Annotated in this window: 15 protein-coding genes and 5 tRNA genes; 6 read left to right on the forward strand and 14 right to left on the reverse strand. The window is 63.0% G+C overall.

Going from position 1 to position 16,043, the window contains the following annotated elements; all coding sequences use genetic code 11:
* Positions 1–206: 206 nt before the first annotated feature.
* The 7 genes from P1P91_RS12375 to uraH all read right to left on the reverse strand — a co-directional run bounded on the left by P1P91_RS12375 (position 207) and on the right by uraH (position 5,894).
* A complete protein-coding gene (locus P1P91_RS12375) occupies positions 207–1,199 on the reverse strand; it encodes a TAXI family TRAP transporter solute-binding subunit (RefSeq protein WP_311882993.1) in 993 nt (330 codons plus the stop codon).
* Between the two features lie 178 nt (positions 1,200–1,377).
* Complete coding sequence (locus tag P1P91_RS12380; protein ID WP_311882994.1) at positions 1,378–1,890, reverse strand: DUF192 domain-containing protein; 513 nt, start codon at positions 1,888–1,890, stop codon at positions 1,378–1,380.
* 16 nt (positions 1,891–1,906) lie between these two features.
* Positions 1,907–2,404 (reverse strand): ureidoglycolate lyase, encoded by a 498-nt coding sequence (locus P1P91_RS12385; protein ID WP_311882995.1) that lies wholly within the window; start codon positions 2,402–2,404, stop codon positions 1,907–1,909.
* A gap of 22 nt (positions 2,405–2,426) precedes the next feature.
* Positions 2,427–3,257 (reverse strand): bifunctional allantoicase/(S)-ureidoglycine aminohydrolase, encoded by an 831-nt coding sequence (locus P1P91_RS12390; protein WP_311882997.1) that lies wholly within the window; start codon positions 3,255–3,257, stop codon positions 2,427–2,429.
* 35 nt (positions 3,258–3,292) lie between these two features.
* Entirely contained in the window at positions 3,293–4,222 is a 930-nt protein-coding gene (puuE, locus tag P1P91_RS12395) for an allantoinase PuuE (RefSeq protein ID WP_311882999.1), read from the reverse strand.
* 91 nt (positions 4,223–4,313) lie between these two features.
* Positions 4,314–5,525, reverse strand: a complete 1,212-nt coding sequence (locus tag P1P91_RS12400) for a urate hydroxylase PuuD (RefSeq protein WP_311883001.1) — start codon at positions 5,523–5,525, stop codon at positions 4,314–4,316.
* Positions 5,526–5,540: 15 nt separating this feature from the next.
* Positions 5,541–5,894 carry a hydroxyisourate hydrolase gene (gene uraH, locus P1P91_RS12405; RefSeq protein WP_311883003.1) on the reverse strand — a complete coding sequence of 118 codons (354 nt, stop codon included), beginning with the start codon at positions 5,892–5,894 and terminating at the stop codon, positions 5,541–5,543.
* 142 nt (positions 5,895–6,036) lie between these two features.
* Here uraH and uraD point away from each other — a divergent pair, with 142 nt between their 5' ends.
* Complete coding sequence (gene uraD, locus P1P91_RS12410; protein ID WP_311885801.1) at positions 6,037–6,579, forward strand: 2-oxo-4-hydroxy-4-carboxy-5-ureidoimidazoline decarboxylase; 543 nt, start codon at positions 6,037–6,039, stop codon at positions 6,577–6,579.
* A 171-nt stretch (positions 6,580–6,750) separates the two neighbouring features.
* On the opposite strand, the gene lldD is transcribed toward uraD, so the two are convergent.
* Positions 6,751–7,893, reverse strand: coding sequence for an FMN-dependent L-lactate dehydrogenase LldD (gene lldD / locus P1P91_RS12415; protein WP_311883005.1), 1,143 nt, complete (start codon positions 7,891–7,893; stop codon positions 6,751–6,753).
* Between the two features lie 380 nt (positions 7,894–8,273).
* Here lldD and P1P91_RS12420 point away from each other — a divergent pair, with 380 nt between their 5' ends.
* The 5 genes from P1P91_RS12420 (at position 8,274) to P1P91_RS12440 (ending at position 14,419) form a co-directional block, all read left to right on the forward strand.
* Positions 8,274–9,977 (forward strand): L-lactate permease, encoded by a 1,704-nt coding sequence (locus tag P1P91_RS12420; protein ID WP_311883006.1) that lies wholly within the window; start codon positions 8,274–8,276, stop codon positions 9,975–9,977.
* Positions 9,978–10,004: 27 nt separating this feature from the next.
* The gene (glcD, locus tag P1P91_RS12425) at positions 10,005–11,504 is read left to right on the forward strand and encodes a glycolate oxidase subunit GlcD (protein ID WP_311883007.1); all 1,500 of its coding nucleotides are present in this window, start codon (positions 10,005–10,007) and stop codon (positions 11,502–11,504) included.
* Positions 11,505–11,521: 17 nt separating this feature from the next.
* Positions 11,522–12,622: a glycolate oxidase subunit GlcE gene (glcE, locus tag P1P91_RS12430; protein WP_311883008.1), complete on the forward strand. Its 1,101-nt coding sequence runs from the start codon at positions 11,522–11,524 to the stop codon at positions 12,620–12,622.
* 14 nt (positions 12,623–12,636) lie between these two features.
* Positions 12,637–13,869: a glycolate oxidase subunit GlcF gene (gene glcF / locus P1P91_RS12435; protein ID WP_311883009.1), complete on the forward strand. Its 1,233-nt coding sequence runs from the start codon at positions 12,637–12,639 to the stop codon at positions 13,867–13,869.
* Between the two features lie 145 nt (positions 13,870–14,014).
* On the forward strand, positions 14,015–14,419 hold the full coding sequence (locus P1P91_RS12440; RefSeq protein ID WP_311883010.1) for a heme-binding protein: 405 nt from the start codon (positions 14,015–14,017) through the stop codon (positions 14,417–14,419).
* A gap of 73 nt (positions 14,420–14,492) precedes the next feature.
* Here P1P91_RS12440 and P1P91_RS12445 read toward each other — a convergent pair.
* From P1P91_RS12445 to P1P91_RS12470, 6 genes are all read right to left on the reverse strand, one after another.
* Positions 14,493–14,569 (reverse strand) — tRNA-Asp (locus P1P91_RS12445).
* A 104-nt stretch (positions 14,570–14,673) separates the two neighbouring features.
* Positions 14,674–14,749, reverse strand: a tRNA-Val gene (locus P1P91_RS12450).
* Positions 14,750–14,770: 21 nt separating this feature from the next.
* Positions 14,771–14,847, reverse strand: a tRNA-Asp gene (locus tag P1P91_RS12455).
* A 38-nt stretch (positions 14,848–14,885) separates the two neighbouring features.
* A tRNA-Asp gene (locus P1P91_RS12460) sits at positions 14,886–14,962 on the reverse strand.
* A gap of 94 nt (positions 14,963–15,056) precedes the next feature.
* Positions 15,057–15,132 (reverse strand) — tRNA-Val (locus P1P91_RS12465).
* Positions 15,133–15,175: 43 nt separating this feature from the next.
* The gene (locus P1P91_RS12470; RefSeq protein ID WP_311883012.1) at positions 15,176–15,946 is read right to left on the reverse strand and encodes an alpha/beta family hydrolase; all 771 of its coding nucleotides are present in this window, start codon (positions 15,944–15,946) and stop codon (positions 15,176–15,178) included.
* Positions 15,947–16,043 lie beyond the last annotated feature (97 nt).

Consider the following 16,043-nt stretch of genomic DNA (forward strand, 5'->3'; position numbering starts at 1 on the left):
CGCAGTATCAGCAGCAGAGCCGCTGTCCGCCTGCGCGCGGAAGCGCGATTTTCGTCGTCTCGGCCCGCCGGTGCAATCATTGTTTTAGCCTTTCGGCGAGCGACCCGCCGGCAGGCACGGCCGACGACCATGGCGGAAACGCAGCGCGCGGCTCCACCGGGAGCCGCGCGCATGATCAGACAGGCATGGTTGGGCGCTTCGCCGACTTATTCGTCGTCGTCGATCCAGCCCTGCTCGCGGTAGTAGCGCGCGGCTCCTTCGTGCAGCGGCGCGGATAGGCCGGTAGTGACCATTTCTTCGGGATCGAGATTTTCAAACGCCGGGTGCAGCCGCTTGAAGCGATCGAAGTTGTCGAACACGGCCTTGACGGTCTGGTAGACCACTTCGTCGTCGGTGTCTGCCGTGGTCACGAAGGTGGCCGCTACGCCGAAGGTTTCGACGTCGTCGGGGTTGTTCTTGTAAAGCCCGCCGGGAATGGTCGACATGGAGTAGTAGGGATACTCGTCGACGATGCCCTGGATGTCCTCATCGTTGAGCGGGATCAGGCGAGAATCCACGGTGGTCGTGGCTTCCTGGATCGCGCCGTTGGGGTGGCCCACTACGTAGGTCATGGCGTCGATGTTGTTGTCGGCCAGTGCCGAGGCCATTTCCGCCGCGTCCAGCTGGGAGGCAAGGGCAAAGGTCTCCTTGTCCCAACCCTTGGCGTCCATCACCACTTCCATGGTGTTGCGCTGGCCGGAGCCGGGGTTGCCGATGTTGACCCGCTTGTCGACCAGGTCGTCCAGGGTTTCGATGCCGGAGTCGGCCCGGGCCAGAAGCGTCAGCGGCTCGCCGTGGATGCGGAATACCGCCCGCAGGTCCTCGAAGGCGTCGTCTTCGAAATTGCCCTTGCCTTCATAGGCCTGGTACTGCACGTCGGACTGCAGCACGCCCATGTCCAGCTCGCCGGACTTCATGCCGTTGGCGTTGGCCACCGAGCCGCCGGTGGACGGCGCGTTACAACGGATGTTGTGTTCTTCGGTGTTCTTGTTGACCAGGCGGCAGACGGACTGCCCGACCACGTAGTACACGCCGGTCTGGCCGCCGGTGCCGATGGTCACGTAGCTTTCTTCTTCCTCGGCCACGGCCGGCGCGGCAAAGCTTGCCGCGGCCAGCAGCGCGCCGGAAAGCGCAGCGGTCGAAAAGGCATGACGTTTCATGGACATTCCCCTTGATGATGGTGTTATCGGTTATTGTCGTGCTGGTATGGCGGCCAGCACGCATCGGCTAACGCTGACAATAGATCAGGCGCCGTCAAACTGCAAAATAGGGCGACGGGCGCCTGATGACAAGCGTTAATGTGACGCACCGTCAACGCTGGCGCTATTCCGTTGGGCCCTATTCCCTCGGGCACTGCCCGGCAAGCGCCGCCGCCGAAACGCAGTCGCCTTCGCTGATCCCTTGGCTGGCAAAGTAGCCGGCGTTGACCTCCAGCGCCGCATGGTAGGCGCTGCCGGGGGTATATACCGGGCATTCTGCCGCCTTTGCCGACTCGCAGGGCGGCATGGTCTGCAGGCTGACGATGCGCCCGTCGCCGTCGATAAAGGCGATATCCAGCGGAATCCGGGTGCGATACATCCAGAAGCCGCGGCGCCCCGGCTGGGCCTGCCCGTATACAAACAGCATGCCGTGGCCCTCGCCCAGCGACCGACGGCCCATCAGCCCCTGCTCGCGCCGGGCCGGCGTGTCGGCGATCTCGACCTCAAGCCGCTGCGGCCCGCTGGCCGTGTGAATCACCGCCGTGCGACGCTCGGCTGCCGGCTCCCCGGCCCGCACCCAGGACGTCGGCAGGCAGGCGACGGCGGGCAGCGTCAGCGCTGCGGTCAGCACCCGGCGGCGTGTCAGCGTCATGGCGTGTCCCCCGGGATCATTCGTCGTCTTTCAGCGTAATGCGCAGCTTTAACGGGTATTCATCGCAGTTGTCGCCGTCGCCGCCGCGGTCGACGACCAGAAACTCGCCCTCGCGCTCCAGCACCGACTGAATGGCGTGCCAGACGCCGGCGCGATAGTTCACGCCCTGGCGGCCGTCGGTGACAAAGGCGCGCACGTCGCCCGGGTCGATGGTGTCGCCGGCCGGGGCCACCACCACGAGAAAGCGCTCTTCGTGCAGCGGCATGAAGGCCTGGCTGCCCTGGGGGTGGCGCTCGAGAAACGGCAGCTCCAGGGGCGTAGTGATCGGCTGGCTGACAAAGATGCTGACCACGGTGTGGGCGTTTTCCCCCAGCGTCTCGACCTTCGCCAGGTCGTGGTGACGCTGAGTGAGCCCCGAGTTGATCGGGAACGAATCCGAAGTGCGCGCGTCGATCACGTCGCCAAAGGGGGCAAAGGCTTCCGCCGTCAGCGGCTCTGCAACAAGTTCCAGCATGGTCTCTCCTCGACGTTACGCCTTACAGGGCGTTGATCTTGAGCTTGGGATGACGGTTGACGTCCTTGTACAGCAGATAGCGGAACGGGCCGGAACCGCCGGCGTAGCAGGCCTGGGGGCAGAAGGCGCGCAGCCACATGAAATCACCGGCCTCCACTTCCACCCAGTCCTGGTTGAGATGGTAGACCGCCTTGCCTTCAAGCACGTACAGGCCGTGCTCCATGATGTGGGTTTCGTCGAACGGAATCACCCCGCCCGGCTGGAAGGTCACGATGGTCACGTGCATGTCGTGGCGCACGTCTTCCGGGTCGACAAAGCGCGTGGTCGCCCAGCGGCCGTCGGTGTCCGGCATCGGCGTCGGCTCGATATCGTTTTCGTTGACCACGAAGGCCTCGGGGACGTCGATACCGTCGACAAACTCGTAGGCCTTGCGGATCCAGTGGAAGCGCACCGGCTCGCCGGCCTCGTTGCGCAGCTGCCAGTCGGTACCCGGCGGAATGAAAGCGTAGCCGCCCGGCGTCATGGTGTGCTTCTCGCCGGCAAGCGTCAGGCTCATTTCGCCTTCCACCACGAACAGCACGGCTTCGGCCTGGGGGTCGGGCTCGGGCTTGTCGCTGCCGCCGCCGGGCTGCACTTCCATGATGTACTGGGAGAACGTTTCGGCAAAGCCGGTCAGCGGGCGCGCCAGCACCCACAGGCGGGTGTCATCCCAAAACGGCAACTGGCTGGTGACGATATCCTGCATCACGCCCTTGGGAATCACCGCGTACGCCTCGGTGAACACGGCGCGGTCCGCGGTCATCTGTGACTGGGGCGGATGGCCGCCGCGAGGGGCGTAATAAGTGTGGCTCATGTCAACTCCTGGTTGGTGGCGATGAAAGGTGGCGTTCAGCGAGTCGGGGCAGGATGCTCCCTGGCCCAGTGGCGCGCGATGTCGATACGCCGCGCGACCCAGACCCGATCATGGGACTCGATGTAGTCCAGAAAGCGCTGCAGCGCGCGGAAACGGCCGGGGCGGCCAAGCATACGGCAGTGCATTCCTACCGAGAGCATCTTCGGCGCGTCTTCGCCTTCGGCGTAGAGCACGTCAAAGGCATCGCGCAGGTAGGTGAAGAAATGGTCCGCGGTGTTGAAGCCCTGGGGCGCGGCAAAGCGCATGTCGTTGGTATCCAGGGTGTAGGGCACGACGAGATGGTCATGCTCCTTGCCCTGGCTATCGGCTTGGCGGGTCCAGAACGGCAGGTCGTCGCCGTAGTAGTCGCTGTCGTACACAAAGCTGCCTTCATCCAGCACCAGGCGGCGGGTGTTGGGGCTATCGCGGCCGGTGTACCAGCCTTCGGGCTTGTCGCCGTACAGCCGCTGGAAAATTTCCATGGCTTTCTTCATGTGCTCGCGCTCGACGTCTTCGGGCACTTCCTGATAGTGAATCCAGCGATAGCCGTGGCACGCCACCTCATGGCCCAGCTCCTTGAACGCCCGGGCCACTTCGGGGTGGCGCTCAAGCGCCATGGCCACCCCGAATACGGTCAGCGGCAGGTCGCGCTTCTTGAATTCGTTGAGAATGCGCCAGACGCCGACCCGCGAACCGTATTCGTAGATGGACTCCATGCTCAGGTGGCGGTCGGGGAAAGACGGCGCGCCGATCATTTCGGAGATGAACTGCTCCGAGCCCTCGTCGCCGTGGAGCACGTTGTTTTCCGCGCCCTCCTCATAGTTGAGGACGAACTGCACGGCGATCCTGGCGTTGCCCGGCCAGTTGGCATGGGGCGGGGTGTTACCATAGCCGATCAGGTCACGTGGATAGTCACGTTGGGACATAGCTCACACTCGTTTTCAGGTAGGACATGAAGCGCGCGGCCGAACGGCCGCGCGCCAGGGGAGTGGCAAAACCACCGGGGTGACGCGCCGGTTATTCTTCCCAGGCTGCGATCACGTTGCGCTCTTCGTCAGTCATGCCGGTGGTGTTACCCAAGGGCATGTAGCCACTGCCCACCACCTGCTGGATGGTGTCCTTGTGGCTGAGCACGTTTTCCCATTCGTCGAAGGCATAGCCGGCCGGCGGCGCCGAGAACCCCGGATGCGTCGGCTCCTGAGCATGGCACTGGATGCAGTGGGTTTCCACCAGCGGCATTATCTCGTCTTTGCCCGTGGCGTCCATGCTGGCCACCGCTTCGCTTTCCTCCTCGGGCTCGGCGCTCGGGGCACCCACCCAGATCGTCGCCAGGATGAGCACGGCGCCGGCTACCAGATAGCCCGGCTGCTTGCTGCCCGCGTGCATCAGCACAAAGTACTGGCGAATCACGGCGCCGGCAAAGATGAGCAGCACCATCATCAGCCAGGCCAGCTCCTGGGAGTAGATGAAGGAATAGTGGTTGCTCACCATCAGCAGCACAACCGGCAGCGTGAAATAGGTGTTGTGCACCGAACGCTGCTTGCCGCGCTTGCCGTCGATGGGGTTGGGCTCGTCCCCCGCCTTCATCGCCTTGACCATGCGGCGCTGGCCGGGAATGATCCAGAAGAAGACGTTGGCCGACATGGCAGTCGCCATGACCGCGCCGGTAAGCAAAAACGCCGCCCGTCCGGAAAAGATGTGCGTGCTCAGGTACGACACCACGACCATCATGACCGCCACGGCAACGCTCAGGATGCCGTCGCGCGTCATGTTGGGGCTGATGCGCTTGCAAAGCTCGTTGTACACGACCCAGCCGCCCAGCAGGAACAGCAGCGCTACCACGTTGGCCTGCCAGCCGCTCATGTTGGCCGCCCAGGCCCAGTCACTCTGGGGGTTGACCAGATAGAAGCTGGGATTGGACATGTACAGCAGCACGAACAGGCCAAAACCGGTCAGCCAGGTGGTATAGGCCTTCCAGAATGACCAGTGCAGGTCTTCCGGCAGCTTTTCCGGCGCCGTGGCGTATTTCTGGTTGTGGTAAAAGCCGCCGCCGTGCACGGCCCACATTTCGCCAAAGACGCCTTTTTCACGGTCTTCCGCCGCCTTGGGCTTGCGCAGACCGTTGTCCAGCATCACAAAGTAGATGGATTCACCGATCCAGGCGACGGCGGCAATGACGTGCAGCCAGCGCAGCAGCAGATTGGCAAAGTCGAGAAAGTAGGCATGCATGGTGATTCCTCCGCATTAGCTACCGCGATACGTGGAGTAGCTGTAGGGGGAAACCAACAGCGGTACGTGATAGTGCTCGCTGGCGTTTGATACGCTAAAGCGCAGCGGAATCACGTCCAAAAAGCGCGGCTCGTCGGCCTTGAAGCCCTGCCCGCGCAGGTAGTCGCCGGCATGGAATACCAGCTCGTATTCGCCGACGGTGAACTCGTCGCCTTCGAGAATGGGCGAGTCGCAGCGGCCGTCATCGTTGGTGGTCACGGTCTTGAGCGCCTCGCGCTCGCTGCCTTTGATACGAAACACTTCGATCTTGATACCCTGTCCGGGCATGCCTTGTGCCGTATCGAGCACGTGGGTCGTTAAGTATCCCATGGTGGCTCCTCATTTCATTGGCGGATTGTTGTTAGACAGAACGCAGCACGCGAATGCCGCATGGGCACTTCTAGAGTACCGTTAGCCATCTTTATTGTATACAGTATTATCGTTAACACACGACAATAATGGAGCCATCATGATGTCCGATGCAAGCACCCTGACCCTAACACCGCGCCCCAGCACCCTCTCCCGGGAGGCGTTTGTTGCTCGGTACGGCGACGTCTACGAGCATTCCCCCTGGGTGGCGGAAGAAGCTTTCGATGCCGGTATTACCGCACAGCACGACGCCCCCGAAGCGCTGGCCGACCTCATGGGCCAGATGCTGCAACAGGCATCCAGCGAGCAGCAGCTTGAAGTCATCCGCGCCCACCCGGACCTGGCCGGCAAGGCCGCCAAGTCCGGCAGCTTGACCGACGACTCCACCCGGGAGCAGGCCGGCGCAGGGCTCGATCAGTGCAGCCCCGAGGAGTTCGAGCGCTTTGAGCGCCTGAACAACGCCTATCAGGAAAAGTTCGGCATGCCGTTCGTCATCGCCGTCAAGGGGCTTGACCGGCACGCCATCCTCGCCGCGTTCGAGACTCGTCTGGAAAACGATCAGGCCGAGGAGCGCCGCACGGCCATCAAGCAAATCATCAATATTGCCCGCTTCCGCCTGCGCACCCGCGCCGAAGAAGCGGCCTGACGCCCGGCAATCTTGTATACAAAAAGCACATAACCTGGCGACAGGGTCTCTCAGCGGCCCTGCCGGCTTCAAGGCTGCACGCCCGCGTGCAGCCTTTTATATTTTGAGCGCCGATGCCCGCGCCGGCCGCCTGCCTGCCGGCTTCACCGCAGTACTGCGCTTTCCCACACGCTACTCGGACTTGCCCACCAGCAGGTCGGTATCGATGTGGCTAACCGAATGTGCTCCCGTCAGCACCATGGCCACCCGCATTTCCTGCTCGATGAGATCAAGCAGGTTGTACACGCCGGCCTCACCGCCGGACGCCAGCGCGTAGATATAAGAGCGCCCCAGCATGACGCAGTCGGCGCCAAGCGCCAGCAGGCGCACCACGTCAAGACCGGAGCGTACGCCGGAATCGGCCATCACTTTCATTTGCCCCTGCACCGCCTCTGCGATCGCCGGCAGGGCGCGCGCGGTAGAAGGCGTGCCGTCAAGCTGACGTCCGCCATGGTTGGAAACCACAATGCCGTCGGCGCCGAAGGCGATGGCATCCCTGGCATCGGCAGGATCCAGAATGCCCTTGATCACCATGGGGCCGTCCCAGAACTCGCGAATCCACTCAAGGTCTTTCCAGGAAATCGACGGGTCGAAGTTTTTTCCCAGCCAGCCAATATAGTCCTCAAGTCCCGTCGGGTGGCCTCGATAGGTCGATATGTTCCCCAGATCATGTGGCCTACCCTTTACCCCCACCTCCCAGGCCCAGCGGGGATGCGTCACGGCCTGGAACATCCGCCGCGCGGCCGCATTGGGGCCGCTCATTCCCGAATGGGCATCACGGTAGCGGGCCCCCGGCACCGGCATGTCTACCGTAAATACCAGCGTCGTCACCCCCGCCGCCCTGGCTCGCTCAAGCGCATCGCGCATGAAACCGCGATCCTTGAGCACGTAGAGCTGAAACCACATGGGCCGCTCGATTGCCGGCGCCACCTCCTCGATCGGGCAAACGGATACGGTGGACAAGGTAAACGGAACGCCCTTCTGCGCGGCCGCTCGGGCAGCCTGCACCTCCCCGCGCCGGGCATACATGCCGGCAAGCCCTACCGGCGACAGCGCGACCGGCATCGAGAGGGTCTCGTCGAAAAGCGACGTCTCCAGGCTTAACTGAGACATGTCGTTCAGCACTCGCTGACGCAAGGCCACTTCGGCGATATCCTCCACGTTGCGCCTGAGCGTATGCTCCGAATAAGCGCCGCCGTCAAGATAGTGAAAAAGAAAGGGTGGCAAACGGCGCCTGGCCGCCGTGCGATAGTCATGGGAAGAAGAAATAATCATCAAAAAGTCCCTTCGGCCTCGGTGTTAATACCGCTTTCAACATCAGCTCGTCTGTCAGTCTACGCGCTTTCCTGCTGCTGGGAGGTAGCGTGAGCCATTGTTATAAAGTCGTCCTGCTTGTCCAACATGGCTGACTATCCAATAGTCTAAGACACCGCCGCGCCTCAATGAGCCAGGTGACAGCCAAAATCTCTTTAAAATCAAACCGAATCCCCCATTAATCCAGAGTTAATCTCGCGGGCTGCCGACATGCCCCTTGCTGGTCGTTAACGAGGCAACGCTGGCCATTCTCTCTTTCTTTTCATACCTTTCTGAACAGGGTGCGCAACAGGCATCTGCCCCATAGCAGAACAAAATCACAACAACGGGACATTCCTGACATGACTGATACCACTCTTGCGCTTCTGGCATTTGTGCCGCTGGCGCTTGCCGGAATACTTCTGATTGGCTTTCGTCTGGCAGCCAAAGTGGCCATGCCTATAGTGTTCGTGGTGACCGCTTTGATCGGCTGGCTGGCATGGGACATGACGCTTAGCCACATAGCTGCCTCAACACTGCAGGGACTGATACTCACGGTTTCCATTCTATGGATCATTTTTGGCGCCATCTTGCTGCTTAATACGCTCAAGCATTCGGGCGGTATCTCCGCTATCCGCAAGGGATTTTCCGGCATCAGCCCGGACCGCCGCGTTCAGGCCATTATCGTTGCCTGGCTATTCGGCTGCTTTATAGAAGGCGCTTCTGGCTTTGGCACTCCCGCCGCCGTTGCGGCGCCGCTGCTTGTCGCCCTGGGCTTTCCCGCGCTTTCCGCCGTTGTGGTCGGGATGATGATCCAGTCCACCCCGGTTTCATTCGGTGCCGTGGGCACGCCTATCGTGGTAGGCGTGACGGGTGGCCTGGACCGTTCGGGCATTACCCAGCAGCTTCAGGCCGGTGACGCCACCTGGATGGAATACTTTCGTCTGATCAGCAGCGAAGTCGCCATCATCCACGGCATCGTCGGTATATTAATGCCGCTTATCATGGTGGTGCTCATGGTGCGCTTTTTCGGCGCCAACCGCTCCTGGAAAGAAGGGCTCACCATTACGCCTTTCGCCCTCTTTGCCGGCGTGGCCTTTGTCGTGCCTTATATGATTGCCGGCGTGGTGCTGGGACCGGAATTTCCCTCGATGATCGGCGCTCTGGTTGGCCTGGCCATTGTGGTCCCCGCCGCGCGGCGTGGCTTCTTGCTGCCCCAGGACACCTGGGATTTCCCGCCGTCGGATAGCTGGCCGGACAGTTGGATCGGCAAGCTGGAGCTCAAAATGGACGACGTTGCCGGGAAAGCGACGCTGTCAACGTGGATGGGCTGGGTACCCTATATACTGCTGGCCGTATTTCTCGTGGCATCGCGCACTATTGAGCCACTGAAAAACGCGCTGACAGCGTTTGCCTTTGGCTGGAACGATATCCTCGGCGAAGGCATTGGCGGCAGCATTGAGCCGCTCTACCTCCCCGGCGGTATCCTGCTTTTGGTGGTGCTGGTCACCGCACTGCTGCACCGCATGAAAGCCGGCGAGCTCAAGGCCGCATTCGGCGATTCATCGCGCACGATTCTGGGAGCCGGCTTCGTGCTGATCTTTACCATCCCCATGGTGCGCATCCTGATCAATTCCGGCGTCAACGGCGCCGATCTGGTGTCAATGCCGGTGGCCATGGCCCAATTCGTAGCGGCAAGCGTGGGCGACATCTATCCCTTCTTTGCCCCTGCCGTCGGGGCGCTGGGCGCCTTTATTGCCGGCTCCAACACCGTGTCCAACCTGATGCTGTCGGACTTCCAGTTCAACGTGGCAAGCCAGCTTGGCGTCTCTACCGCCTTTATGGTCGCGCTGCAGGCCGTTGGCGCGGCGGCAGGTAACATGATTGCCATTCACAACGTCGTGGCGGCATCAGCCACCGTAGGGTTATTAGGTCGCGAAGGAACAACGATCCGCAAGACCCTGCTACCCACGCTTTACTACATTATTGCCGCCGGCATACTGGGCATGCTCGGGCTTTACGCCCTGGATCTGGCCGATCCGCTCAGCACAGCCCTGGCCGGCTAGTGCCTACGCCTATTGGCAGGAGGTGCCATGAGTATTCTGTATGACGAGGCCATCGACGGCCCCCTGGCAACGTTTGCCAAAACCGATGTGCTGGACGACCTGCAGCAGCATATTCCCACGCTTACGCTTTTGCATCGCGAAGAGGATTTGCGGCCGTTCGAGTGCGATGGCCTGGCGGCCTACCGCGTGCTGCCCATGCTGGTGGCGATACCCGCCACCCAGGATGAGGTCCAGGCCCTGCTCAAGCGCTGCCACGCGCTTGGCGTGCCGGTGGTCACGCGCGGTGCCGGCACCGGGCTTTCCGGCGGCGCCCTGCCCCTCGAGCGCGGCGTGCTGCTGGTGATGTCGCGTTTTCAGCACATCATCAACATTGATCCCGACGCGCGCACGGCTCGGCTTCAGCCGGGCGTCCGCAACCTGGCCATCTCCGAGGCGGCAGCGCCCTACGGGCTTTACTACGCGCCGGACCCGTCGTCCCAGATCGCCTGCTCCATCGGCGGTAACGTCGCCGAAAACGCCGGCGGCGTCCACTGTCTCAAGTACGGCCTGACGGTCCACAACGTCATGCGCGTCGATATCCTGACCGTTGAGGGGGAACCCATGACGCTGGGCGCAGAGGCGCTGGACGCGCCGGGTTTTGACCTGCTGGCGCTGCTCAACGGCTCGGAAGGCATGCTCGGCGTGATTACCGAAATCACCGTCAAGCTCCTGCCCCGGCCGGAAGTGGCCAAGGTGCTGATGGCAAGCTTTGACGACGTCGAAAAAGCCGGCCAGGCGGTCGGCAGCATCATCGCCGCCGGCATTATCCCCGGCGGACTCGAAATGATGGACAGGCTTGCCATTCAGGCGGCCGAGGAGTTCGTGCAGGCCGGCTATCCCCTGGAGGCCGAGGCGATACTGCTGTGCGAGCTGGACGGCGTGCTGGCCGACGTGGATGACGACTGCGATACCGTCCGCGAGGTGCTGGAGAAAGCCGGCGCCACGGAGATTCGCCAGGCCCGCGACGACGCCGAACGCGCCGTTTTCTGGTCCGGACGCAAAAACGCCTTTCCCGCCGTTGGCAGGCTGTCGCCTGACTATTACTGCATGGACGGCACCATTCCCCGCCGGGAGCTACCGCGCGTGCTCAACGACATCGCTGCGCTTTCCCGGGAAAGCGGCCTGCGCATCGCCAACGTTTTCCATGCCGGAGACGGCAACATGCACCCGCTGATCCTCTTTGACGCCAATCGCGAGGGCGAACTGGCGCTGGCTGAAGAGGTCGGCGGCAAGATTCTTGAGCTGTGCGTGGCAGCCGGCGGTTCCATCACCGGCGAGCACGGCGTCGGACGCGAGAAAATCAACCAGATGTGCAGCCAGTTCAACGGCGATGAAATTACGCTGTTTCACGCCGTCAAGGCAGCGTTTGACCCCCAGGGGCTGCTCAATCCGGGCAAGAACATTCCCACTCTTGCCCGCTGCGCCGAGTTTGGCGCCATGCACGTCCACAACAACGAACTTGCCCACCCGGACCTCCCCCGCTTCTGAGCGCAGCAGGACAGACAATGACAGAAAGTGAGATCACACCCTCCGATCACGACATCGCCGCTCGGCTTTGCGAGCAGGTCCAGGAGGCCTACCAGCAGCACGCTCCGCTGCGTATCGTCGGCGGCGATACCCGGGCCTTCTACGGCCGCCCCGTCAACGCGACGCCGCTGAACCTGAGCGAGCACCGCGGCATCGTGCACTACGACCCGGTCGAGCTTGTGGTCACGGCGCGTGCCGGCACGCCGCTCGATGAGCTGGAAGCCGCACTCGCTGACAGCGGGCAGATGCTCGGCTTCGAGCCCCCTCGCTTCGGCCCCCAAAGCACCCTCGGCGGCGCCGTGGCGACCGGCATGGCAGGGCCACGGCGCCCCTGGGCCGGCGCCACCCGCGACTTTGTTCTGGGCACGCGCGTGATTACCCAACGCGGCGACCTGCTGCGCTTTGGCGGTGAAGTGATGAAAAACGTCGCCGGCTACGACATGTCGCGACTGATGACCGGCGCCCAGGGCACTCTCGGCGTCCTCGCCGACGTATCGCTCAAGGTGCTGCCACAACCCCCGGCACGCAAAAGCCTGCGCCTGTCGCTACCGCTCGATGAGGCGCTGGCACGCCTGGCTGAGCTGGGGCGACGACCGCTGCCCCTGACCGCCGCGGTCTGGCACGACGGCGCGCTCTATCTGCGCCTGGAGGGCGGACACAGCTCGGTAGAGGCTACTTGCCGGGAACTGGGCGGAGAGCCGCTGGAGACCGGTTTCTGGGAAGCGCTGCGCGACCTTGAACACCGCTTCTTCCGCCTGTCGTCGGGCGAGGCCCTTTGGCGGCTTTCGCTCCCTCCCAACACGCCGCCGCTAACCCCGGGCGGCAGTGAGGAGCCGACGCTCTATGACTGGGCCGGCTGCCAGCGCTTCATCAAGACGGCGCTCGACGGCGACACGCTGCGGCGCGCCTGCCAGGCCGTCGGCGGCCACGCCACCTGCTATACCCCTGCCGCGGCGGGCGGCAACCCGGAGCCGTTTACCCCCTTGAATCCGGTCGTGGAAAAGTATCACCGGCGGCTGAAAGAGCAGCTGGATACCCGCGGCATTTTCAATCCCGGCCGCCTTTATGCCGCTTTTTAACCCGGAGGGCCGCTATGCAAACGCACTTTAGCGACGCCGATCGCCAAAAGCCCCATATCCAGGAAGCCGACCAAGTGCTGCGCGCCTGTGTGCACTGCGGGTTCTGCAACGCCACCTGCCCCACCTACCTGCTGCTCGGCGACGAACGCGACGGGCCCCGTGGGCGCATCTACCTGATGAAAGAGTTGCTGGAAAGCGCCGATGATGACGTGGAAACGGCGGCAAAGGCACAGACCCATCTTGATCGCTGCCTGACCTGCCTCAACTGCGAGACGACGTGCCCGTCCGGAGTCGAATACGGCAAGCTGCTCAACATTGGCCGCGCGGAAGCCGAGCGCCGCGCGCCGCGCTCGATGGGCGAACGCCTTGGCTATTACGGCCTGCGCAAGATGCTGGTCAGCCCGGCACGATTCCAGGCGCTCTTGCGTCTTGGGCAGACGTTTACCCCGCTGGTCCCCGGAAAGCTGCGCAGCAAAATGCCTGCCGCCCCGGTGGAGCCGGGCCCACGGCCGGCAGAGGAGCGCCACTCGCGGCGCGTGCTGATGCTGGAAGGCTGCGTGCAGCCAGGCCTTTCCCCCAACACCAATGCCGCCACGGCAAGAGTGCTCGACCGGCTGGGCATCAGCGTCACGCCGGTAGCCGAAGCCGGCTGCTGCGGCGCCATCGACTTCCACCTCAACGCTCAGCAGCAGGCTCGGGAACGCATGCGCGCCAACATCGACGCCTGGTGGCCCTACGTTGAGCAAGGCGCCGAAGCCATAGTCCAAACCGCCAGCGGCTGCGGCGCCTTCGTCAAGGAGTACGGCGAGATGCTCAAGGATGACCCGGCCTACGCCAGCCGGGCACAGACCATCAGCGACATGGCGCGGGACATTGTGGAGGTGCTGGGCGAGGCCCCGCTGGAAAAGCTGGAGGTCCAGGCGAACCAGCGCCTGGCCTTTCAGTGCCCCTGTACCCTTCAGCACGCCCAGCAGCTCGGCGGCGCCGTGGAGGGCGTCCTCAAGACGCTGGGCTTCGACCTTACCCCGGTGCAGAATGGCCATCTGTGCTGCGGCTCGGCGGGCACCTACTCCATCACCCAGCCAGAGCTTGCCACCCAGCTGCGCGATAACAAGCTCGATGCGCTGGAAGCCGGCCACCCCGACGTCATCGTGACCGCCAATATCGGCTGCCAGACCCATCTGGCCGGCGCCAACCGCACGCCGGTGCGTCACTGGATTGAAGTCGTGGATGAGACCTTGGTATAAAGGCCGATCCATTATCGGGTTCAAGGCTGCACGCCCTCCGTGCAGCCTTGCTGTGTTTTTGGGGCGCCATTAGGCGCAACGCCCGCCCGTGCATTTTTACAACGTCCAACAAGACATGCACTGCCCATAAAAAAAGGATCCAACCATGCTAACAAAAGCCATCCTCTCCCAGACCGACGCCATCCGCGTGCTGGACGCCGCCCAGCAGGAAGCCGACCGGCAGGGCTGGAACGTAACCGTGGCGATCACCGATGACGGCGGCCACCTGCTGGCCCTTCGCCGGCTCGACGGCACCGCGCCATTCACCGCCGAAGCGGCTACCCACAAGGCGCGCACTGCCGCCGTCGGCCGCCGTGAAACCGAGTTTTTTGAAGACATGATCAATCACGGCCGAACGGCCTTTGTTACCGTGCCGCTCAAGGGACTGCTGTCCGGCGGCGTCCCCATCGTGGTGGAAGGTGACGTGGTTGGCGCCGTCGGGGTGTCCGGCGTCAAGCCCGACCAGGATGCCCTGATTGCCAAGGCAGCTATTCGCGCCCTGGAAAGCTAATTCCGGGAAGCCAGCCTGGGAGTAGCAGACACAAAAAAGCCCCGGGTATCGACCCGGGGCTTTGGAATTCGTGTGGCGGACCGGACGAGACTCGAACTCGCGACCTCCGGCGTGACAGGCCGGCATTCTAACCAACTGAACTACCGGTCCGCTATAAAGCCGTCATGGAACACTCAGGCGCTACGCAGAAAATGGCCGCTGCGCCTTGCGGGCAGGGTCTGATAATCCGTCGCCGATATGCTGCATTTTTGGCGTGGTGGGTGGTACTGGGTTCGAACCAGTGACCCCCAGCTTGTAAGGCTGGTGCTCTCCCAACTGAGCTAACCACCCACGTTCGGGATTCCCTTATCGTGGCGGACCGGACGAGACTCGAACTCGCGACCTCCGGCGTGACAGGCCGGCATTCTAACCAACTGAACTACCGGTCCACTCGATACGGGGTGAAAAAAGCCTGCCTCTGCTGCGCTGGCGGACCGGACGAGACTCGAACTCGCGACCTCCGGCGTGACAGGCCGGCATTCTAACCAACTGAACTACCGGTCCACACAAGTCACCGCAGTGCTTTGACTTCTTTCGGGCAGCGAAACGAATTTCGCTGATACGTGTCGGGCCATCTACGCGACGATTGTCGCCTGAATGGTGGGTGGTACTGGGTTCGAACCAGTGACCCCCAGCTTGTAAGGCTGGTGCTCTCCCAACTGAGCTAACCACCCGTCGATCACGTGGCGCTGCATTCTACAGCTTGCCGGCAGCTTGTCAACACTTGTCGTTCATCGACGACGCCTGCTGCCGCTTACCGAAGCCTGCCTCTTCAGCGCGGACGAAGCATGCCGCACGATGCGCCCCCTCGTCAATCAAATTCTGCTGGCTGAGTCCCGATGCCCGGCGCGGGACGAAATCGTGGTCGCCGTCGGCGAGCCAGGCAAGCGTGACGTTAGGCGGCAGCGTATAGCCTTCCACCTCTTCGCGCTTGCCGAAGGGGTCGCGCTCGCCCTGCAGGATCAGCGAAGGGCAGCAGACATCAGGCCAGTGCGACAGACGCCGCTTTTCCGGGGCGCGCGGCGGATGAAACGGATAGCCGGCAATCACCAGGCCGTCCACCGCCCGGCGGGCAGCCAGCATGCTGGCCACGCGCCCGCCCATGGACTTGCCGCCCACCCAGAGCGAGCCATCCACGCTGCGCGCAACAAGGTCATGCCAGCGGCCATATTCCTCTACCAGCGTCGCTACCGGAGGCGGCGGGCGCCGCCTGCCGGTTTCCCGCATGCGCTGCATGTAGGAAAACTCGAACGCCAGCACCTGCAGGCCCTCGCCTGCCAGCGAAGCGACAAATTGCCGCATGAAAGGCGAATTCACCCCGGCGCCGGCGCCGTGGGCAAACAGCAGGCGCTCTCCGCCCGGCTCGCCGCAGACGCGCAGAAGCCCGTGATTTGCCACTATAAACGCCGCCTCAGAGGCCTGAGACAGCGCCGCCGGCAGCCGGGTTTCCGTTAGCCTTGAAAATATTGGCCGCGTATGGTGAGACATTCCGTTATTCCTTGCATATGACTTACCTGGAGGCCTGACATGTTCAGCTTCTGAGTCAGCTGCGCTAGAATCTTCGGCGAATACTGACCTGCATCAT

Origin of the sequence: Halomonas piscis (assembly GCF_031886125.1) — a bacterium.
In the GTDB taxonomy this organism is placed as follows: domain Bacteria; phylum Pseudomonadota; class Gammaproteobacteria; order Pseudomonadales; family Halomonadaceae; genus Vreelandella; species Vreelandella piscis.